Origin of the sequence: Parapontixanthobacter aurantiacus (assembly GCF_009827635.1) — a bacterium.
GTDB classification, from domain to species: Bacteria; Pseudomonadota; Alphaproteobacteria; order Sphingomonadales; family Sphingomonadaceae; genus Parapontixanthobacter; species Parapontixanthobacter aurantiacus.
Window position 1 is genome coordinate 833,026 of sequence record NZ_WTYW01000001.1, and the last position, 18,820, is coordinate 851,845.

At 60.5% G+C, this 18,820-nt stretch carries 21 protein-coding genes; 8 read left to right on the top strand and 13 right to left on the bottom strand.

The window, feature by feature from the left end; all coding sequences use genetic code 11:
- Window positions 1–6 precede the first annotated feature (6 nt).
- On the bottom strand, window positions 7–687 hold the full coding sequence (locus tag GRI38_RS04030) for a hypothetical protein (RefSeq protein ID WP_160681614.1): 681 nt from the start codon (window positions 685–687) through the stop codon (window positions 7–9).
- Between the two features lie 84 nt (window positions 688–771).
- On the opposite strand from GRI38_RS04030, the gene GRI38_RS04035 reads away from it, so the two are divergent.
- From GRI38_RS04035 to queA, 5 genes are all read left to right on the top strand, one after another.
- On the top strand, window positions 772–1,023 hold the full coding sequence (locus tag GRI38_RS04035; protein WP_160681615.1) for an exodeoxyribonuclease VII small subunit: 252 nt from the start codon (window positions 772–774) through the stop codon (window positions 1,021–1,023).
- Between the two features lie 16 nt (window positions 1,024–1,039).
- Window positions 1,040–1,939: a polyprenyl synthetase family protein gene (locus tag GRI38_RS04040; protein ID WP_160681616.1), complete on the top strand. Its 900-nt coding sequence runs from the start codon at window positions 1,040–1,042 to the stop codon at window positions 1,937–1,939.
- Window positions 1,940–1,950: 11 nt separating this feature from the next.
- On the top strand, window positions 1,951–2,457 hold the full coding sequence (gene coaD / locus GRI38_RS04045; protein WP_160681617.1) for a pantetheine-phosphate adenylyltransferase: 507 nt from the start codon (window positions 1,951–1,953) through the stop codon (window positions 2,455–2,457).
- A 117-nt stretch (window positions 2,458–2,574) separates the two neighbouring features.
- A complete protein-coding gene (locus tag GRI38_RS04050) occupies window positions 2,575–3,258 on the top strand; it encodes a peptidylprolyl isomerase (protein WP_160681618.1) in 684 nt (227 codons plus the stop codon).
- A 41-nt stretch (window positions 3,259–3,299) separates the two neighbouring features.
- The gene (queA, locus tag GRI38_RS04055) at window positions 3,300–4,331 is read left to right on the top strand and encodes a tRNA preQ1(34) S-adenosylmethionine ribosyltransferase-isomerase QueA (RefSeq protein WP_160681619.1); all 1,032 of its coding nucleotides are present in this window, start codon (window positions 3,300–3,302) and stop codon (window positions 4,329–4,331) included.
- 12 nt (window positions 4,332–4,343) lie between these two features.
- Here the strand turns inward: queA and GRI38_RS04060 are convergent, their stop codons facing one another.
- Window positions 4,344–5,141, bottom strand: coding sequence for a TSUP family transporter (locus tag GRI38_RS04060; RefSeq protein ID WP_202389833.1), 798 nt, complete (start codon window positions 5,139–5,141; stop codon window positions 4,344–4,346).
- A gap of 38 nt (window positions 5,142–5,179) precedes the next feature.
- On the opposite strand from GRI38_RS04060, the gene tgt reads away from it, so the two are divergent.
- The gene (gene tgt / locus GRI38_RS04065) at window positions 5,180–6,304 is read left to right on the top strand and encodes a tRNA guanosine(34) transglycosylase Tgt (protein WP_160681620.1); all 1,125 of its coding nucleotides are present in this window, start codon (window positions 5,180–5,182) and stop codon (window positions 6,302–6,304) included.
- On the opposite strand, the gene GRI38_RS13910 is transcribed toward tgt, so the two are convergent.
- Window positions 6,305–6,475, bottom strand: coding sequence for a hypothetical protein (locus GRI38_RS13910; protein ID WP_237487339.1), 171 nt, complete (start codon window positions 6,473–6,475; stop codon window positions 6,305–6,307).
- Window positions 6,476–6,709: 234 nt separating this feature from the next.
- Between GRI38_RS13910 and GRI38_RS04070 the strand changes: the two genes are divergently transcribed.
- Window positions 6,710–8,689, top strand: coding sequence for an alpha/beta hydrolase family protein (locus GRI38_RS04070; protein ID WP_160681621.1), 1,980 nt, complete (start codon window positions 6,710–6,712; stop codon window positions 8,687–8,689).
- A 62-nt stretch (window positions 8,690–8,751) separates the two neighbouring features.
- Here the strand turns inward: GRI38_RS04070 and rpsD are convergent, their stop codons facing one another.
- Window positions 8,752–9,366 carry a 30S ribosomal protein S4 gene (gene rpsD, locus GRI38_RS04075; RefSeq protein ID WP_160681622.1) on the bottom strand — a complete coding sequence of 205 codons (615 nt, stop codon included), beginning with the start codon at window positions 9,364–9,366 and terminating at the stop codon, window positions 8,752–8,754.
- 203 nt (window positions 9,367–9,569) lie between these two features.
- On the opposite strand from rpsD, the gene GRI38_RS04080 reads away from it, so the two are divergent.
- Window positions 9,570–9,881, top strand: a complete 312-nt coding sequence (locus tag GRI38_RS04080; protein ID WP_160681623.1) for a chorismate mutase — start codon at window positions 9,570–9,572, stop codon at window positions 9,879–9,881.
- A 1-nt stretch (window position 9,882) separates the two neighbouring features.
- On the opposite strand, the gene GRI38_RS04085 is transcribed toward GRI38_RS04080, so the two are convergent.
- From GRI38_RS04085 to GRI38_RS04125, 9 genes are all read right to left on the bottom strand, one after another.
- Window positions 9,883–10,611: an RNA methyltransferase gene (locus GRI38_RS04085; protein WP_160681624.1), complete on the bottom strand. Its 729-nt coding sequence runs from the start codon at window positions 10,609–10,611 to the stop codon at window positions 9,883–9,885.
- Window positions 10,604–11,107: a transcriptional regulator NrdR gene (nrdR, locus tag GRI38_RS04090; RefSeq protein WP_160681625.1), complete on the bottom strand. Its 504-nt coding sequence runs from the start codon at window positions 11,105–11,107 to the stop codon at window positions 10,604–10,606. The genes GRI38_RS04085 and nrdR overlap by 8 nt, the downstream gene beginning before the upstream one ends.
- A gap of 3 nt (window positions 11,108–11,110) precedes the next feature.
- Window positions 11,111–11,392: a hypothetical protein gene (locus tag GRI38_RS04095; RefSeq protein ID WP_202389925.1), complete on the bottom strand. Its 282-nt coding sequence runs from the start codon at window positions 11,390–11,392 to the stop codon at window positions 11,111–11,113.
- A 20-nt stretch (window positions 11,393–11,412) separates the two neighbouring features.
- Window positions 11,413–12,723 carry a serine hydroxymethyltransferase gene (gene glyA / locus GRI38_RS04100; RefSeq protein WP_160681626.1) on the bottom strand — a complete coding sequence of 437 codons (1,311 nt, stop codon included), beginning with the start codon at window positions 12,721–12,723 and terminating at the stop codon, window positions 11,413–11,415.
- A 10-nt stretch (window positions 12,724–12,733) separates the two neighbouring features.
- Window positions 12,734–13,180: a ribose 5-phosphate isomerase B gene (rpiB, locus tag GRI38_RS04105; protein WP_160681627.1), complete on the bottom strand. Its 447-nt coding sequence runs from the start codon at window positions 13,178–13,180 to the stop codon at window positions 12,734–12,736.
- 65 nt (window positions 13,181–13,245) lie between these two features.
- Window positions 13,246–14,148, bottom strand: a complete 903-nt coding sequence (locus GRI38_RS04110) for a polysaccharide pyruvyl transferase family protein (RefSeq protein ID WP_160681628.1) — start codon at window positions 14,146–14,148, stop codon at window positions 13,246–13,248.
- Window positions 14,149–14,385: 237 nt separating this feature from the next.
- Window positions 14,386–16,410 (bottom strand): RNA polymerase sigma factor RpoD, encoded by a 2,025-nt coding sequence (gene rpoD / locus GRI38_RS04115; protein WP_160681629.1) that lies wholly within the window; start codon window positions 16,408–16,410, stop codon window positions 14,386–14,388.
- 3 nt (window positions 16,411–16,413) lie between these two features.
- Complete coding sequence (dnaG, locus tag GRI38_RS04120; RefSeq protein ID WP_160681630.1) at window positions 16,414–18,312, bottom strand: DNA primase; 1,899 nt, start codon at window positions 18,310–18,312, stop codon at window positions 16,414–16,416.
- Between the two features lie 48 nt (window positions 18,313–18,360).
- Entirely contained in the window at window positions 18,361–18,813 is a 453-nt protein-coding gene (locus GRI38_RS04125) for a GatB/YqeY domain-containing protein (RefSeq protein ID WP_160681631.1), read from the bottom strand.
- Window positions 18,814–18,820: the final 7 nt, after the last annotated feature.

The following is an 18,820-nucleotide window of genomic DNA, read 5'->3' on the forward strand; positions in this document are numbered from 1 at the left end:
GCGCCTTTAGCTGCCAACCGAGGAAACTGCCAATCCCGTTTCCGCCCGATGCCAGCGTGTTTTCCCCACCCACCATGCGACGAGCGCGACTAGGGTGAAAGCGGCGAGACCGGCGAGAAGGAAGGGCGCATCTGCGCTTTCAGGTGGCGGGCCGAACCAGTTCACCGCCTGCAAGACGAGCATCAGGACAAGCAACGTAAATGCCGGTATCGGCGGCCCTTTCGTGCGCTTGAGGTAAAAGGCGAAAGCCGCCGCAACGAGTGACAATTCCAGTGCGATGGCCGCGACCGGAACATCCCACAGCGCTAGGCCGAAGCGAGCCGGTCCGCCGGCCAGCGTCAGGTCGGGCCGGTGCACGAGAAAGTCGACGAACCAGTGCGACAGGACCACGCTTCCGGCGAGTATGGCACCAACCATGTCCCTGTTCAGACGCCACACGAGTGCGGCAAAGCCCGTCGCCCAGAACGCCGTTCCCAACAGGCTGTGAGTATAGGGCAAGTGGTAAAGGTCCAGCGGGTTCATCGCCGTCATGCCCGGAACGATGCGCAAATGCTCCAGGCCGATCAGCGCGAAGAAAAAGAATGCGAAATCCGTCAATTGTGCCGCCACGAAAAGGAATCCCAGCTGCGGCGCTCGTCTTGAAGAGGCCGCGACGGCGAGGGCGGGAGCCCAGTGTCCGATGAACATGCGTTTCTTCCTCCGCGATAGCGGTGCAGACCGAGACAGGCGCAGCTTGACCATGCGGTTTTGCCGCGTCAATGCTCGCGCCCCATGAACGACGTCACGACGGAAATATCCAATCTCAGTTTCGAGGATGCGCTGAAGCAGCTCGAAGGCGTGGTGCGGCAATTGGAAAATGGCGACGTGCCGCTCGACGATTCCATCGATCTGTACGAACGGGGCGAAGCCCTGCGCAAGCATTGCCAGGCGCGGCTCGATGCAGCACAGGCTCGCATTCAGCGGATCGTCACCGACGATCAGGGCAAGCCGGTGCGCACGGAAGCGTTCGATGCCGACGGCTGAGGAAAGCCATAGCGGCATGAGCGAGCGCCTCGCGCGCGCGCTTCAGCGAACGCAGCGTGAAGTGCGCGATTTCTTCGACCGCTATCTCGAAGTTCCGAACGACGAGCGCGGCCGGCTCGTCGATGCGATGCGCTATGCCATGCTTGGCGGAGGCAAGCGCGTACGTCCTCTCCTGCTCGTGGCGACTGCCGAACTATACGGCGTCGAACGGGCAGCGGCGGTAAGGGCCGGCTGCGCGGTCGAGGCGATCCACGTCTATTCGCTTATCCACGACGATCTTCCGTGCATGGACGACGATGCCGTGCGCCATGGTCAACCGACGGTCCACCTGCGTTTCGACGAGGCGACCGCGGTGCTTGCCGGCGACAGCCTGCACGCCTTCGCCTTTGAATTGCTGGCCGATCCCGCCATGAGCTCGGACCCGTTCGTCCGTGCCGAACTGATCGAGACCCTCGCGCGCGCCAGCGGGCACGCGGGAATGGCCGGCGGCCAGATGATGGACATGGCAGCCGAGGCGGAAGGGGCGCGACAATTCGATCTTCAGGCGGTGACGCGCCTTCAGCAGATGAAGACCGGTGCGCTGCTTGGTGCCGCGGTCGAAATGGGGGCGATCTTGGCACGCGTCCCGGACGAGGGGCGGGCCTATCTAAGAGCCTATGCCCGCGACATCGGACTGGCCTTTCAGATCGCGGACGATCTGCTGGACGTCGAAGGCGACGAAGCTAAGGCTGGCAAGGCGCTGCGCAAGGACGAGGATGCCGGCAAGGCGACCTTCGTTTCGCTGATGGGGGTCGACGCGGCGCGCCGCCAGGCTCACGCGCTGTCCGAGCAGGCGATCGGACACCTCGCGGCGCATGGAGCGCAGGACAGTCTCCTCGCCGATCTTGCGCGCTACATCGTGGAACGCGACCGCTAAGAAGGAACGATATGAGAGTTGGCATCTATCCCGGAACTTTCGATCCGGTCACGCTCGGTCACGCGGACATCATCCGTCGCGGCTCGAAGCTCGTCGACCGTCTTATCATCGGCGTGACGACCAATCCGTCCAAGAACCCGATGTTCGATGCCGATCATCGCCTAGCCATGGTGGAGCGAGAGATCGAGGCGATGCATCTCGACAATGTCGAAGTCGTCGGGTTCAACGCCTTGCTCGTGAATTTCGCGAGGAAGCAGAACGCCACCATCATTCTTCGCGGCCTGCGCGCAGTCGCGGATTTCGAATACGAATACCAGATGGCCGGCATGAACCAGCAGATCGACGACGACATCGAAACGGTGTTTCTTATGGCAGACGTCTCGCTCCAGCCCATCGCCTCGAAGCTCGTCAAGGAAATTGCCCTGTTCGGCGGTGACATCACGCCGTTCGTCAGCCAAGCGGTTCGCGACGACGTCGTCTCGCAGGTTGCGAAGATCGGGCAAAAAGGGGACTATTGAACCGCCGCCCGCGGCCACCTCATTCATTGTAATGACAGTCGAACCTGCCTAAGCGATGCAGCCGAAACGCGGACCAGCATCTTCCGCAGTGTCAGAACCAGTAGAGCCGATATCACCATGAAGACTTTCATCGCTGCCCTTGCACTGTCTTTCCCCGCTTTTGCGCTTGGAAGCGCCGCCTCTGCGCAGATTCAGGATGCGGTGGTTACGCCCGAAGAACAGACGGTCAACTACGCAGCGCAGATCAATTACAACATCGCCGAGGATCGCGACAACATCCTGCTGCTCGACCTGTCGAACGGAGAGCGCGTTGCCGTCCGCCTGATGCCTCAGTGGGCCCCGAACCATGTCGAGCGGATCAAGACGCTGACCCGGCAGGGCTTTTATGACGGGGTGGTGTTCCACCGAGTGATCGATGGCTTCATGGCGCAAAGCGGCGATCCCACGGGTACGGGGCAGGGCGGCTCCGAGCTTCCGGACCTCGCTGAAGAGTTCAATCCGATCCCCCATGTGCGCGGCACGATCTCAATGGCCCGCGCCAACGAGGAAGACAGCGCCAACAGCCAGTTCTTCATCGTGTTCTACCCACGGTTCTCGCTCGACAAGCGGTACACGAATTTCGGCCGGGTAATTTCGAACATGGACGCGGTGGACGCCATCAATCGTGGCGAGCCCCCCGCCAATCCGACGCGCATCCTTCAGGCTTCCCTCGCGAGCCAGAACAAGCCCGTGCCGGTGCGGCGCGAAGTACCGGCGGAAACGATCACGGCTGACGACCTCAGCGCACCGATCGAATCCTGACCCTTTTGCGTCTCAGCCTCATCGCCTAAGGCGCGCGGATCATGCGCGTTGACCTGTTTGATTTCGAGCTGCCGCAGGACAGGATCGCCTTGCGTCCGGTCGCTCCGCGCGACGCCGCCAAATTGCTGCTCGTCGAGGGCGAGCGGTTGCAGGACCGGATCGTGCGGGACCTGCCGGATCTCCTCGAACCGGGCGACGTCCTCGTATTCAACGATACGAGGGTCATCCCCGCAAAGCTGACCGGGTACCGGGGCGACGCGCGGATTGGCGCGACCCTGCACAAACGGCTCGATTTGAGGCGCTGGCAGGCGTTCATTCGCAATGCCAAGCGACTTCGAGAAGGCGACCGGATCGATTTCGGCTCCGGCGTTGCGGCGATCGCCGAAGAACGCCACGACGACGGCAGTTTCACGCTGGCTTTCGAGGGTGAGGAACCGGTCGAATTGCTGCTCTCGCGCGCCGGCGAAATGCCGCTGCCGCCCTACATCGCGAGCAAACGCGCGATCGATGAGCGCGATCTCAGCGACTATCAGACGATGTTTGCGGCGAATGAAGGCGCGGTGGCAGCTCCGACCGCTGCGCTTCACTTTACGCCGGAACTGGTCGCTGCTCTCGACGAGCGCGGCATCGGTCGAGAAACGCTGACGCTACATGTCGGAGCGGGGACGTTCCTCCCGGTAAAAGCGGAAGATACCGACGAGCACAGGATGCATTCCGAATGGGGACAGATCAGTCCTGAGACCGCTGTCCGCCTGAATGAGGCACGGCAGCAAGGTGGGCGCATCATCGGCGTGGGGACGACGAGCCTGCGCGTTCTGGAAAGCGCTGCGGATCAGGACGGGACGATCCTGCCGTTCGCGGCGGACACAGACATCTTCATCAAGCCAGGCTATCGTTTCCGGGCCATCGACGGTCTGATAACGAACTTCCACTTGCCCAAGTCCACGTTGTTCATGCTGGTTAGCGCGTTGATGGGGCGCGAGCGTATGCTGGCCGCCTACGCACATGCCATCGCATCGCATTATCGCTTCTACAGCTATGGCGACAGTTCGCTCCTGCTTCCCGAGAAGTGATTCTCTTCACGATCAGGACACGAACCAGTCCCAGACGAGTTTTCCGGTAAGGCCCAGGGACGCAACGATCATCAACGGTCTGACGACTCGCGCGCCATGCTTCATCGCGAAGCGTGAGCCGAGGTACCCGCCGAGCATGGCCCCGGCGGCCATCGACAGGCCGAGCAACCAGATCATCTTGCCGCTCAGGGCGAAGACGAGCACCGCGGCCCAGTTGGTCGTCGCGTTCAGCAGTTTCGTATTGCCAACGGCACGGATGAGGCCATTGCCGCGCAAGGCGACGAGCGAGGTCGTGAAGAACTGACCCGTCCCCGGACCAAAGAAGCCATCATAAAAGCCGATACCGCCGGCTACGGGCGTATAACCGACCCGCGAAAGGCGCTCGTGAGCATCCTCGTCGTTCATGCGCGGCGAGAATATGAGATAGGCGACCATCATCAACAGGATGACGGGAATGATGTAGGCCAGAATGCGTGTCGAGACTTGCTGGACCACGAGCGCACCGCTCGCCGAGGCGACGAACACCAGGACGGCGAGCGGCCAGTTGCCTTTCCAGTCGACGAGACCGCCGCGCGTATAGTTCGCGCAGCTTATCGTCGTGCCGAAGACCGACTGAAGCTTGTTCGTGCCGAACGCGAAATGTGGCGGCATTCCGGTCGCGAGCAAAGCGGGCATCATCACGAGGCCCCCACCGCCCGCAATGGCGTCGACGAAACCCGTAAAGATGGCGACTGCGGCGAGCGCGGCGAACATATACGCCTCCGGCGTCCATTCCTGCCCTGCGCTCGCGACGACGAAATCCAATAGCATTTGCCCGCCATGGCTCGCATCGCTACGGCCCGCAAGCAATGAGTGAGCGGTTCTCCTTTTCCATCCATGCCCGCGACGGCCTTGCCCGGACGGGCAAAATTACGATGCAGCGGTGCACGATCCGCACCCCGGCCTTCATGCCGGTCGGAACGGCAGCCACCGTCAAAGCGATGAAGCCCGAAACAGTGCGACAGACGGGCGCCGACATCATTCTGGGCAATACCTATCACCTGATGCTCCGTCCGGGGGCGGAACGGGTCGCGCGCCTCGGCGGGCTGCACAAGTTCATGAACTGGAAGTTCCCCATCCTGACCGATAGCGGGGGCTATCAGGTGATGAGCCTGTCGGACCTTCGCAAGCTGACCGAAGAGGGCGTCGAGTTCAGAAGCCATATCGACGGTTCGAAGCACATGCTGACGGCCGAGCGGAGCATGGAAATCCAGCGGCTGCTCGGCTCGGACATCGTCATGGCGTTCGACGAATGCCCGCGCGCCGACGGGGACCGCGACGCCATCGCTCGAAGCATGGAGATGTCGATGCGCTGGGCACGGCGTAGCCGCGACGCGTTCGACGCTGGAGGAGAACATGCACAACGCGCGGCACTGTTCGGCATACAGCAAGGCGCGCTGGACGAGGAGTTGCGCCGCGTGTCGGCGGAGGCTTTGCGGGACATCGGTTTCGACGGCTATGCGATCGGCGGATTGGCCGTGGGGGAAGGACAGGAAGCGATGTTCGCGACCCTCGATTTCGCGCCCGGACAGTTGCCTGAAGCTGCGCCGCGTTATCTGATGGGTGTCGGCAAGCCCGACGATCTGGTCGGAGCCGTCGAACGGGGCGTCGACATGTTCGATTGCGTACTTCCTTCACGCTCCGGTCGCAACGGGCAGGCCTTTACCTGGTCCGGACCGATCAATCTGCGAAATGCGAGGTTCGCGGAAGACCAGCAACCGCTCGATGAGCGATGCACATGTCCGACATGCGCAACCTATTCGCGGGCCTATCTTCACCATCTCGTCAAATCGGGTGAGATCCTGGGTGCGATGCTGATGACGGAGCATAACATCTCGTTCTACCAGCAACTTATGCAGGCCATGCGAGATGCGATCGAGGAAGGAAGATTTGCCAGCTTCGCGCGCGCCTTCCGAACCGATTATATCCGCTGATCAGCCTCTGTCGCGAAATTCCAGGACGGTTCCCCGGTAGGGAACGAAGCGCCCTCCTGGATCGAGGAAGCCTGCGCCGATCCGTTCGGCGAAGCGCTGCGCATCGCGCAGGTCATCATACCATTTGCCCACGCGATTGCGGGTGATGAAGCGGTACTCGGTCATGCGCATCGAACGCTCGTTTTTTGCCCCAGTTCCGCGGGATGCGGCGCATATAAAATTTATCAGAATGAGCGTGCAATCGGCCATTCGTGGGCAAGAGAAAATCTCCGCTTTCCCGGCTCGCCAATCTCGGAAAATTGTTCAATCCCCAAAATTTACCCATCGTTCTCCATCAAATTTAGCTTTGTAAAAATCGGCAGAAGCCATAATCATCGTGTGGGATTGTATACGCGAGGGGGCGTTATGAATAAGTGGGTCGCAAGTTTTGCCGCGCTGGCAACGGCATCGGTTTCCGCAGCTGCCGAGGATCTGGAAAATACTGCCGCTCGCTTCGGCATGCGGGAGACTATTCTGCAAATCAGTCTTTCGCCATCGGGCGACAAGATTGCTTACGTTTCGGCCGGTCCGGGACATACCGAGGTCGTCAATATAGTCGATCTGAACGGCGGCGCAGATATCGTGTCCATTACCGGCAATACGGAGCAAATTGCCGATATTACCGGATGCGAATGGGTCACCAACTCCCGACTGGTGTGCGAACTCTACGGGGTAGGCAATGCGTCGGGTCTGTTGTTGCCCTTCACGCGAACGATCGCCATCGACGACGACGGTAGCGACATGAAGATGATCAGCGAGCGCGACAGTTTCCGCGCGCTCGGCTTTCGCCAGAATGGCGGCGACATCGTTGCGCTCGACGTAGAGGGCGACGAAGGCCGCATCTTGTTCACGAAAGAGTATGTGAAGGAAACAACGATCGGTACCCGACTGGCCAACGATCAGGAGGGACTGGGTGTTGATTCGATCGATGTATTCAAGGGGAGTTCCAGGTCCGTCGAACGGCCCGATGCCCAGGCTTCGCGATACATAGCGGACGAGAATGGCGACATTCGGCTTAAATATCGCGATCTGGTCGATGGTTCGGGCTATCTCAGTGGAGAGCGCGTATTCATGTACCGCGATGCCGGAAAAAGTTCGTGGAACAGAATGGAACCTGTTTCCGTCAACGGCAAGGTCAGGGATGATTTCGCACCCGTAGCGGTCGATGCCGGTCGCAATGTCGTTTATGGCTACGCCAAGGAAAACGGTTTCGATGTCATCATCGAAGCGCCTCTCGACAATCTTGCCAATGGTCGCATCGTGATGAGCCGCGACGACGTCGATGTCGATTCGCTCATTCGCATCGGGCGACAGCGACGGGTCGTCGGTGCAACCTACGCTACCGAAAAGCGGGCAATCGACTATTTCGATCCGAAGCTCGACGAGCTCGCCACCGCCCTGGGCAACGCGCTGCCCGAGCATCCGCTCGTGAATATTATCGGCTCGTCTGCGGATGAGAACAAGCTGTTGATCGTCGCGTCGAGCGATACCGATCCGGGCATGGTCTATCTCTACGACAAGACGAGCAATCAGCTGGAACCGCTTCTGGCGGTACGCGAATTGTTGAGCGAACAGGCGATGAGCCGGATGACGCCGGTTTCCTACAAGTCGGCCGACGGAACCGAGATCCCGGCTTATCTGACCTTACCGATCGGCGCCGAAGCGAAGAACCTTCCCGCGATCGTCCTGCCTCATGGTGGACCCGCGGCTCGCGACGAATGGGGGTTCGATTGGCTGCCTCAGTTCTTCGCCTCGCGTGGTTATCTCGTGCTGCAGCCCAATTACCGCGGCTCTGCCGGCTATGGCGAAGACTGGTACGGCAAGAATGGCTATCAGGCTTGGGAAACCGCCATCAGCGATATCAACGATGCTGGCCGCTGGCTCGTCTCATCGGGCATGGCCGATGGCGAAAAACTTGCCATCGCCGGTTGGTCTTATGGCGGTTACGCGGCGCTGCAGTCGCAGGTCATCGAACCCGATCTGTACAAGGCAGTGGTCGCAATCGCCCCGGTCACCGATCTCGAATATCTGCGCGAAGATGCCCGCCGATACACCAACTACTCATTACGTGACGAACAGCTCGGGCAGGGTCCGCACATTGCCGCCGGCAGCCCGTTGCGCCATGCGGACCGCTTCAAGGCGCCCGTGCAACTATTCCATGGGGACCTCGATCTGAATGTCGATGTGCGCCACTCGCAAATGATGGCGAAGCGGCTGGAGAGTGCCGGAAAGAACGTCACTTATACCGAGTTCGACGGTCTCCAGCACAATCTCGGCGACAGCAAGGTTCGCATGAACATGCTGATCGCGATCGACAAGTTTCTCGCAAGCGCGCTCGGAAACTGAAAGAAAAAGGGCGGCTCCGCTAGGAACCGCCCCTTCTTTAGAACGAATTTTCAGCCGCTGGATCAGCGCGAGTAGAACTCGACGACGAGGTTCGGTTCCATCGTAACCGGGTAAGGCACTTCGTCGAGCGTCGGAACCCGATTGAAAGTCACCTTGTCTGTGCCGTCGGGTGCGACATAATCGGGTATCTCGCGTTCGGGCAGGCTCTGCGCCTCGATGACGAGGGCCATGTCCTTCGCCTTGTTGCCGAGGCTGATGACGTCGCCCACGTGACACCGGCGGCTCGGAATGTTGCACTTCACGCCATTGACGTAAATGTGTCCGTGATTGACGATCTGCCGAGCGGCGAAAACGGTCGGTGCGAATTTCGCGCGATAGACGATCATGTCGAGCCGCTGTTCGAGCAGTCCGATGAGGTTCTGACCCGTATCGCCCTTCATCCGGGCAGCTTCCTGGTACGTACGGTGGAATTGCTTCTCCGTCACGTCGCCATAATAGCCCTTGAGCTTCTGCTTGGCGCGCAGCTGCAGGCCGAAGTCGCTCATCTTGCTCTTGCGACGCTGGCCGTGCTGACCAGGTCCGTAGGAGCGCTTGTTCACGGGGGAATTCGGACGACCCCAGATGTTTTCGCCCATCCGGCGGTCGAGTTTATGCTTGGCGCGCGTGCGCTTCGACATGTCTGTTCTCCAATATGCCAAGACGGGGCCTGTCCCCGCCATTCAACCCGGTATCGCCCGAAAGGCCGTTCTGCCTGACGCGGTTGCCGCTTCACCGGGATGCGGAACCAATTGCGAAGCCGCGCGGATAGCAGGATCACAAGCAAGGTCAAGTGCCTGCTGCACTCTCGACAAAGCACGCTCGAGCGGCCAGAGGAGCGCGCATGAAGACATCTGCCGAGCGACCAGAAGAGTGCACCACGATGGAAGAGGTGCGTCGCGGCGTCGATGCGACGGATCAGGCGCTGATGGACCTTCTGGCTACGCGCTTCGGTTACATGCGTGCCGCGGCGAGGATCAAGCCCGATCGCGGTCATGTTCGCGACGAGGCGAGGAAGCGCGCTGTCATCGAAGCCGTTTCGCGCCGGGCGGAACAGGACGGCTTGCCGAAAGCTGCCATTGCCGAATTATGGGACGGCTTGGTCGAAGCCTCGATCGCCTATGAGTTCGAGCATTGGGATGAACTTCGCAGCTGAGCTAGCGACGCCGCTCTCCCCGCGGGGGGTTTTCGAGGGTAGAGAAGATACCGCGCATGGTGCGCACTTCGAGGTGGTTCCAGTTCGCGCTCGTCAATACGTTGCGAAGCGTCCGCCGCGATGCCTCCGCACGTTCTTCCGGCAAGAAGTAGTTCTTTTGCGAGAGAAGACGGTCCAAATGCGCGATCAGGCCGTCAAGCTCCTCCTGAGGGGCAGGGGGCAGGGCATCCGTCTTGGGCGGTTGGACGAGATCCTTCGCTCTCGACCATTCATAAGCGCACAGGATGACAGCTTGCGCCAGGTTCAGTGAACCGAACTCCGGATTTATCGGTACTGTCAAGATCGTTCGAGCCAGGCTGACATCCGCAGCATCGAGCCCGGAGCGCTCGGGGCCGAAGAGGATCGCGCTCTTGCCCGCCAGTCCGTGTATCTGTTCTGCGGCTTCGTCCGGACCCACGACAGGTTTGGTATCACCCCGCTTGCGTACGGTCGTAGCGAATACGAGCGCGCATTCGGCCACGGCGTCGGCGGTAGTTTCGTAAACCCGCGCCCGTTCCAGCACCACGTCTGCCCCCGCGGCTGCCGGTCCGGCGGCGGGATTGGGCCAGCCATCACGAGGCGCAACGAGGCGCAGGTCGGTAAGGCCGAAATTCAACATCGCCCGCGCCGCCTTGCCGATGTTTTCACCGAGTTGCGGGCGAACGAGTACGATTGCTGGCTGTTCAGCCATGCCTTGCTTCGTCCGGAGCGGCTTCCTGCACCGTGCTCGCGAATTCTTCGAAATCCCGCGCCTCGTCAAAGTCGCGATAGACGGAGGCGAAGCGGATATAGGCGACGCTATCGATCTGTCGCAGCCCATCCATTACGAGTTCGCCAATGCGGGAAGAGGCGACGTCGCTGTCGCCTGCCGTTTCGACCTGCCGCTGGATGCCGGACACGAGCTGGTCGATCCGTTCGGCGCTAACGTCGCGCTTACGGCAGGCGAGTGCGACCGAGCGCGCAAGTTTCTCACGATCGAAGGGTTCTCGTCGCAATTCCTGTGCGTTGCCTGAGCCAAGAGCGCCGCTCTTCACGACCATGACTTCGCGCAGTTGGACGCGCTCGAACGTGGTGAAGCGAGCGCCGCAATGCGTGCACTGGCGACGCCGCCGGATTGCGGTGCTGTCCTCGGTCGGGCGCGAGTCCTTTACCTGGCTATCGTCATGGGCGCAGAAAGGACATCGCATAAATCAGTCGGGTCGTACGCGCTTGTAGAACGCGTAACCGGCCCCCGCAGCAAGGCCGAGCGGCAAAGTGACGAAGGGCAGGAGAGCCCCGGCTACGGCGCCGATCGCCGCCCCGGTCAGAACAGGCTTCGTCGAGGGATGAGAAAGACCCTCCTTCGCCATTGCGGACGCTTCCCGACGCGCATCGCTAGCGAGGGTGCTGCGATCGCCATAAGCCTGGCGGGTCGGTTTCACTTCGTCTTCGGTTGCGGTCATCGGAGGGGTTTCGCGATCGAAATCAGACATCTTCTTACCTTTCGCAAATCTTAGCGTTCCGGGTAAACCGGAAAGCGGGAACACAGTTCTGCGACGCGCTCGCGAACCGATTGTTCCACAGCTTCGTCCCCTTCCTCGCCATGCTTTGCGAGGCCGTCGACAACCTCCGCGATCAACTTTCCGATGGTACGAAACTCCGCCGGTCCGAAGCCGCGCGTGGTGCCGGCCGGTGTTCCGAGCCTTATCCCGCTGGTCACGAACGGGCTGCGCTTGTCGAAGGGAATGCCATTCTTGTTGCAGGTGAGCCAAGCCCGATCCAGGCCCTTTTCGGCGGCTTTCCCCGTCACATCCTTCGCCGTGAGATCGACCAGCATGGAATGATTGTCAGTGCCGCCGGACACGATCCTTAGGCCCTGTTCTTCGAGTGCGCTTGCAAGCGCCCGCGCGTTCTCGACGACCTTGTGGGCATAAACTTTGAATTCGGGACGAGATGCTTCCTTGAAAGCGACCGCCTTGGCCGCAACGATGTGCATCAGCGGACCGCCCTGCATTCCGGGGAAGACTGCCATATTCAAGGGCTTCGTCAGCTTCTCGTCGTTCCACAGGATGATGCCCGAGCGCGGTCCGCGCAACGATTTGTGCGTGGTCGAAGTCACGATATGGGCATGAGGGAAGGGAGAGGCATGCGCGCCGCCGGCAACGAGCCCCGATATATGGCTCATGTCGCAAAGCAGATTGGCGCCTATATCGTCTGCGATCTCGCGAAAACGCGCAAAATCCCATTCGCGCGAATAGGCCGTCCCGCCACAGATGATGAGCTTGGGCTTGTGCTCTGCAGCCAGCTTCGCGACGTCATCCATGTCGATCAGTTCGTCGCTTTCGCGCACGCCATAGGCGACCGGATTGAACCATTTGCCGCTCATATTGACCGGCGAGCCATGCGTCAGATGGCCACCTGAATTGAGGTCCAGCCCCATGAAGGTATCGCCGGGTTCGAGTAGCGCCAGAAAGACCGCCTGATTCATCTGGCTGCCGGAATTGGGCTGCACATTGGCGAACTTGCAACCGAACAGGCTCTTGGCGCGCTCGATCGCTAGTTGCTCGACGATGTCGGCATATTCGCAGCCGCCATAGTAGCGCTTGCCGGGATAGCCTTCCGCATATTTGTTCGTAAATACGCTGCCGGCAGCTTCGAGTACCGCGCGGCTCGCGATGTTTTCGCTCGCGATAAGTTCGATCTTGTCGCGCTGGCGACCCAGTTCGCTGTCGATCGCGGCGGCGATTTCGGGATCGGCTTCGGCTAGATTGTCATGCCAGAAACGGCCGTTGACGAGAGGGGTGTCGGCGAAGGCGGTGCTCATGGGGTTTCTTTCAGTCAGACGTGACAGGGGGTTGCGAGAGCTTGTCGACGCGGCGCTGATGACGGCCGCCTGCAAACTCCTCTTCGAGAAAGGCACTGACGCAAGCCTTGGCCATGTCGATCCCGGTCAGGCGCGCGCCCAGCGCCAAACAGTTTGCGTCATTGTGTTCGCGGGCGAGCTTCGCCGACAGCGGCTCGGATACGAGTGCGCAGCGAATGGCAGGATGGCGGTTCATAGACATCGAGATGCCGATGCCGGAGCCGCACAGGGCTATGCCACGCTCGACCGTGCCGTCGGCGACGACATCGGCCAACTTGTAACCATAGTCCGGGTAATCGACGCTCTCGCCGGCATCAGGGCCGAGATCGGCGACCTCGTGCCCGGCATCGATCAGCCATTCGCGCAGTTCGGCCTTCAGGCCGACCGCTGCATGGTCCGAGGCAATCGCAATTCGCATGCCGCGCCCATAGGAGAATCACAGGGAATATTCCAGTCGCCTTTCGGGGAAAAATCCCCATCGGGTCAGGCAGCGACCTGCCGCTCCGGACGTCCGACGAAGGCGATATTGGCGAAGCGATGCTCCAGCGAATTTTCGTAGACGCTGCTATTCTTGCCGTAATTGTTGTCGTGCATGAACACCGTCTTTCCGAGCATGGCCGCAATGATCGAAACGTGAAGCCTGTCGCTGTGCACTTCCTTCACGCTCGCGAGATAGCGGACGAGGAAACTTACCGCACTGGCGGCGAAGCGCCGCGTCATGTTGTCGGTCGCGAAAATATCGGACAGGTCGGCATTGTTCGGCGGCAAGGCGTTGCCCGAGCTTTCGATGTCCTTGCGAAAGGCGTTGAGCGATCCTGTCTTCTTGCAGGCGCGATACTGCAGCAATCTGAACTCGTGCTTCGCCTGCCGGTAGAGAAACGCCCGGTCGACCCGATCATGCGCCTTCAGCGAACGGACATAGGCGAGCGTCTTATCGACGTTCCAGGCGAGTGCCATGTCATCCGAAAGGTAGACGTTCGCCTTCGAAGCCACGGCAGCGCAGTGTTCGTAGGACGGAAATTCGCGGCAAATAAGAGTGAAACGGTCGTCCATCCGGCCGAGCAATTCCGGTTCGCCCCGAATGGTATGGGGCAGGATGACAAGTCGCTCGAAGCGATCGAAATTCGCATTCAGGAAATTGCGCACGTTGCCGTATTGGCCGTTGAAGTTCCCGCCCCCGCCGACGACGACAATACGCTTTTCGGACAGACGCTCATCGAGACGACCGACCGAATAGTCGATGCCATGCTCTTCGAGGAACTGATAGGTTGCTTCTGCTATCAGGCTGTCGCCCGCATTGCCGGTATTCGGCACGTAATGAATTTTCCCGCCCAACCCTTTCAAAAGGCTGGCGATGTCGTCGAACGACAACCTGCGCGATGCCATATTCTCTCCCCCAAATTTCGAGCTTCGAGGCCCGTTTATTGTGAAAGAGTTATAGCATCTTAAACGACCAGTTCATTCGAAATTCACTGTGCAGGATCGGGACGATAAGCAAGGTTCGGGGCGCCCAATCTGTGCGTCTGAATGGATTAACCAGCTTGCCCTATCGCGGACGTCGGGCGCCATTTTCGAAGGCGCCCAAACGTCCCTTATCGCTAGTGTAAACTTGGAGCGTGCTACCTACTGGTCGAGGAAAGAGCGCATCTTCCGGCTGCGGCTCGGATGCTTGAGCTTGCGCAGAGCCTTGGCCTCGATCTGCCGGATACGCTCGCGCGTCACACTGAACTGCTGGCCGACTTCTTCGAGCGTGTGGTCGGTGTTCATGCCGATGCCGAACCGCATCCGCAGGACGCGCTCCTCACGCGGCGTGAGCGAGGCCAAAACGCGCGTCACGGTTTCCTTGAGGTTCGCCTGGATCGCGGCGTCGACCGGAATGATCGCATTCTTGTCCTCGATGAAATCGCCGAGATGCGAATCTTCCTCGTCGCCGATCGGCGTTTCAAGACTGATCGGCTCCTTGGCGATCTTCATCACCTTGCGAACCTTTTCGAGCGGCATGGAGAGCCGTGCAGCCATCTCTTCCGGGGTCGGTTCGCGACCCTCCTCGTGGAGGAACTGACGCGACGTGCGGACGAGCTTGTTGATCGTCTCGATCATATGAACCGGAATACGGATCGTTCGCGCCTGATCGGCGATCGAACGGGTGATCGCCTGCCTAATCCACCAAGTCGCATAGGTCGAGAACTTGTAGCCCCGGCGGTATTCGAACTTGTCGACCGCCTTCATCAGGCCGATATTTCCTTCCTGAATAAGGTCCAGGAATTGCAGGCCGCGATTGGTGTATTTCTTGGCGATGGAAATCACGAGACGCAGGTTGGCCTCGACCATTTCCTTCTTGGCGATACGCGCTTCGCGCTCGCCCTTCTGAACCATGTTCACGATCCGGCGGAATTCGTACAAGCTCATGCCGGTATTGGCAGCGATGTCCGAGATTTCGACACGAATGCGCTCGATCGCTTCTTCTTCCTTCTCCGCGAAGGCCGCCCACTTCTTGTCCTTCTTCGCCCGGTCGCTGAGCCAGGTGTCGTCGAGCTCGTTGCCGATATAAGCGTCGAGGAAGTCGCGCCGCTTCACCTTGTGCCGCTCGGCAAGCCGCAACATCTGTCCGCCCAGCGCGGTGAGGCGCCGGTTAAAGGCGTACAGGTTGTCGACGAGGAATTCGATCTTGGCAGCGTGAAACTGGACCGATTCGACCTCCGCCGTCAGTTCTTCGCGCAGACCTTCGTATTTGCGTTCCTTGGCGGCAGGGAATTCATCGCCCCGACCGAGGACGTCGACGCGCTCGGCCTGCAGCTTCTCGAATTTCTTGAAGAGGTCGGTTATCCGCGCGAACCGCTCGATCGCTTCGGGTTTCAATGCCGCTTCCATCTGCGCCAGCGACAGCGTGTTGTCTTCCTCTTCCTCGTCATCCCGCTTCGAGGAGCTGCCTTCTTCGCCGTCCTCGTCATCCTCGGAATCATCGGAATCGCTATCCGAGTCATCATCGTCGTCGTCGCGAATGGTCGGGCCGGCGGTCTCTTCCGAAATTTCGCCGTCATCATCGTCCTCGGCGTCGTCCGACAACTTGTCCGCCGGCGGCTCCTTTGAGAGCATCGCATCGAGATCGAGGATCTCGCGAAGTTGCATCTCTTCGTTGTTGAGGGCGTTCGACCAGTCGATGATCGCGTGGAAGGTAATGGGCGATTCGCACAGGCCCATGATCATCATGTCGCGGCCTGCCTCGATGCGCTTGGCAATGGCAATCTCGCCTTCGCGCGAGAGCAATTCGACCGCGCCCATTTCGCGCAGGTACATCCGAACCGGATCGTCGGTGCGTTCGCCGGCAGCGAGTTTCTTGGTCTTCTCCGCAGGCTTCTTCGTTGCCTTTTCGTCGCCGCCGTCCTTGCCGATTTCCTCGACTTCGGTCTCGTTGTCGGAATCGGCTTCATCCTCGCTGTCGATGATGTTGACGCCCATCTCCGAGATCGACGACATCACGTCTTCGATCTGCTCCGATGACATCTGATCCTGAGGCAGGGCTTCGTTCAGCTCGTCTATCGTCAGATAGCCGCGCCGTTTCGCCTTGGTGATCAGTTTCTTGATGTCGGCCCCCTTCAGATCGATGAGGGGTGCGTCGTCCTTGTCAGCTTTAACCTTGGAAGCCATAAATCAGGTCTGGTCCGTTTCGTGCTCGCCGGGGTCATCCGCCATGGGCGAGGAGTCAGAATTACGATCGGCCTTGCCGGCCTTGTGCGAAGCTATCTGCCCGAGTCGCGCCTCGAATTCCAGCTTTCGTTTGAGCAATTGCTGCTGCTCCGCGAAAGCTCCTTCGGGGTCGCTCGCAAAACGCGCCGTCGCCGCAGCGAGTGCTGCCTCGATGGCGGGTCGTTCGACGAGCAACGACACGGCTTCGGCCAAATCCTCAACTGCACTGACCGGATCGATGCCTTCGCAAAGGAAGGAGAAACGGGTTTTGTCCGGCGGAGCAGGAAGGCCGCTTGTGTCCAATATGGTCGGTTGATCGTTCTCTTCAAGCGTTTCCGCCGATTCGATCAACAGATCGATCGCTTCGGCATATTCGGCGGAGCGATCGGCAAGTCGGGCGAGGGCTTCCTCGTGACGAAATATCTCGCGGGGATAGCGCGCCAGTCCGTGAATGACCGCAAGCGAAAGTTCGCCCCGCGTGCCGCCGCTACTCGCCCGCACGAGCGCGGTCCGCGCAGTCGCCGAGAGTTGCGGTATGCTCTGCCGGATCGCTCCGCGACGATTAAAGCCCCCGGCCTTCCACTCGCGTTGCTGCCGTGGCGGATAGGCGAAGGCGGAATAGCGATCCAGGAGTTCGCGGCGATAGAGGGATTGGATGTCGGGATGCTTAATCGTCTCGACATGATCGAGAAGCCGAGCCTTCAAGCCCGCCTTGTCCTCGGGCGAGTTCAGCGGCCGTGCATCGCGTTCGAATTGCCAGAGGGCATCGAGGAGACCGGTCGCCTCGCCGAGCAGCTTCTCCATCGCAGCCGCTCCGCTGGCTTGCAGGAGGTCGTCCGGGTCCTGTCCGGCGGGGAGGCGGACTATGCAAAGCGAATGGGCAGGCCTCAAAAGCGGAAGCGCCCGGGCAATCGCTCGCATGGCTGCGCGCTGTCCTGCATTGTCTCCGTCGAAGCACAGGATGGGACGTTCGACCTGACGCCAGAGCAATTCCAGTTGCGTCTCGGTCAGCGCCGTGCCCAAAGGGGCGACTGCCTCGCCGAAGCCGTGCTGCGCGAGGGCGATGGCGTCCATATAGCCCTCTACGACGATCATGCGGCTCGATTGGCGGGCGGCAGGGGCGGCGCGATGCAGATTATAGAGCGTGCGTCCCTTGTCGAAGAGCGGCGTGTCGGGAGAATTGAGGTATTTCGGCGCCTTGGTATTCTCGTCGAGAATGCGTCCGCCGAAGCCGATTGGTCGACCACGGGCATCCTCGATCGGCAGCATCAGCCGTCCGCGGAACCTGTCATAGGGTGCCTTGTCGTCTACCGCGATGCGCAGGCCTGCCTCGATCAGCATAGCTTCCGGAAAGCGGGAGAGCGCACGCTTCAACGCCTGCCGGTCTGTCGGTGCAAAGCCGAAGCCGAATTGCCGTGCGACTTCGTGTGAAATGCCGCGCCTTTGCAAATAGGCTCTGGCTTCCGCGCCCTGCGCAGATGCAAGATTGTCGCGAAACCAGTCCTGGGCGGCGGCGCATACGTCGTGCAGACTGGCCCGTTCCTCCGCCCGGCGCGCGGCCTGCGGATCGGGGGCGGGGACCTCCATGCCCGCTTCGGCAGCGAGTTCCTTCACCGCATCCATGAAGGGCAAACCCTGCTGGTCGGTCATCCAGCGGATGGCATCGCCATGCGCCTCGCAGCCGAAACAGTGGTAGAAACCCTTCTCGTCATTGACGTAAAAGCTGGGCGTGTTTTCGTTATGAAACGGGCAACAGGCTTTCCATTCGCGGCCTACGCGCTGCAACTTTGTCGTGCGCATGACGATGCTCGACAGCGTCACGCGCGCGCGCAATTCGTCCAGCCATTGCGGGGATAGGGCCATGCGTTCCTACTGCCCGACAGATGCACGCGAGTCGAGCGACGGGCGGTGTCAGGACAGGCTTTCCTTCACCATCGGTCCAGCCTTGCTCATGTCGAGCAGGACGCCGTGCCGAGCCTTCAGTTCGGCCATGACCTTACCCATGTCCTTCATCGACTGCGCGCCAACGGTGTTCTTCGCTTCCTCGACTGCGACGCGCATCTGCCCCTCGTCGAGCATCTGCGGAAGAAATTCTTCGATCACGGCGAGTTCGGCGCGTTCCTTCGCGGCAAGTTCTTCGCGCCCGCCATCCTCGTACATCGTAATCGATTCGCGGCGCTGCTTCGCCATCTTGAGGAGCACGTCGGTCAGCAGATCGTCGTCGTCCGGGACCGACGTCGCGGTCCGCATCTCGATGTCGCGATCCTTCACTTTCGCGCCAATGAGACGTAGCGCGGCTGTGCGTTGCTTGTCGCCCGCCTTCATGGCGGCAATCGTTTCCTTCTGTATGTTCTCGCGGATCATGGCTTTA

Bases quoted from the DNA above. Each gene is read 5' to 3' on its own strand.
- GRI38_RS04080 (WP_160681623.1), top strand. From the start codon at position 9,570: ATGAAGACATCTGCCGAGCGACCAGAAGAGTGCACCACGATGGAAGAG.
- nrdR (WP_160681625.1), bottom strand. From the start codon at position 11,107: ATGCGATGTCCTTTCTGCGCCCATGACGATAGCCAGGTAAAGGACTCG.
- GRI38_RS04050 (WP_160681618.1), top strand. From the start codon at position 2,575: ATGAAGACTTTCATCGCTGCCCTTGCACTGTCTTTCCCCGCTTTTGCG.
- tgt (WP_160681620.1), top strand. From the start codon at position 5,180: ATGAGTGAGCGGTTCTCCTTTTCCATCCATGCCCGCGACGGCCTTGCC.
- GRI38_RS13910 (WP_237487339.1), bottom strand. From the start codon at position 6,475: ATGCGCATGACCGAGTACCGCTTCATCACCCGCAATCGCGTGGGCAAA.
- glyA (WP_160681626.1), bottom strand. From the start codon at position 12,723: ATGAGCACCGCCTTCGCCGACACCCCTCTCGTCAACGGCCGTTTCTGG.
- GRI38_RS04060 (WP_202389833.1), bottom strand. From the start codon at position 5,141: ATGCTATTGGATTTCGTCGTCGCGAGCGCAGGGCAGGAATGGACGCCG.
- rpiB (WP_160681627.1), bottom strand. From the start codon at position 13,180: ATGCGAATTGCGATTGCCTCGGACCATGCAGCGGTCGGCCTGAAGGCC.
- GRI38_RS04040 (WP_160681616.1), top strand. From the start codon at position 1,040: ATGAGCGAGCGCCTCGCGCGCGCGCTTCAGCGAACGCAGCGTGAAGTG.
- dnaG (WP_160681630.1), bottom strand. From the start codon at position 18,312: ATGGCCCTATCCCCGCAATGGCTGGACGAATTGCGCGCGCGCGTGACG.
- rpsD (WP_160681622.1), bottom strand. From the start codon at position 9,366: ATGTCGAAGCGCACGCGCGCCAAGCATAAACTCGACCGCCGGATGGGC.
- rpoD (WP_160681629.1), bottom strand. From the start codon at position 16,410: ATGGCTTCCAAGGTTAAAGCTGACAAGGACGACGCACCCCTCATCGAT.
- queA (WP_160681619.1), top strand. From the start codon at position 3,300: ATGCGCGTTGACCTGTTTGATTTCGAGCTGCCGCAGGACAGGATCGCC.
- coaD (WP_160681617.1), top strand. From the start codon at position 1,951: ATGAGAGTTGGCATCTATCCCGGAACTTTCGATCCGGTCACGCTCGGT.
- GRI38_RS04095 (WP_202389925.1), bottom strand. From the start codon at position 11,392: ATGTCTGATTTCGATCGCGAAACCCCTCCGATGACCGCAACCGAAGAC.
- GRI38_RS04030 (WP_160681614.1), bottom strand. From the start codon at position 687: ATGTTCATCGGACACTGGGCTCCCGCCCTCGCCGTCGCGGCCTCTTCA.
- GRI38_RS04125 (WP_160681631.1), bottom strand. From the start codon at position 18,813: ATGATCCGCGAGAACATACAGAAGGAAACGATTGCCGCCATGAAGGCG.
- GRI38_RS04070 (WP_160681621.1), top strand. From the start codon at position 6,710: ATGAATAAGTGGGTCGCAAGTTTTGCCGCGCTGGCAACGGCATCGGTT.
- GRI38_RS04085 (WP_160681624.1), bottom strand. From the start codon at position 10,611: ATGGCTGAACAGCCAGCAATCGTACTCGTTCGCCCGCAACTCGGTGAA.
- GRI38_RS04035 (WP_160681615.1), top strand. From the start codon at position 772: ATGAACGACGTCACGACGGAAATATCCAATCTCAGTTTCGAGGATGCG.
- GRI38_RS04110 (WP_160681628.1), bottom strand. From the start codon at position 14,148: ATGGCATCGCGCAGGTTGTCGTTCGACGACATCGCCAGCCTTTTGAAA.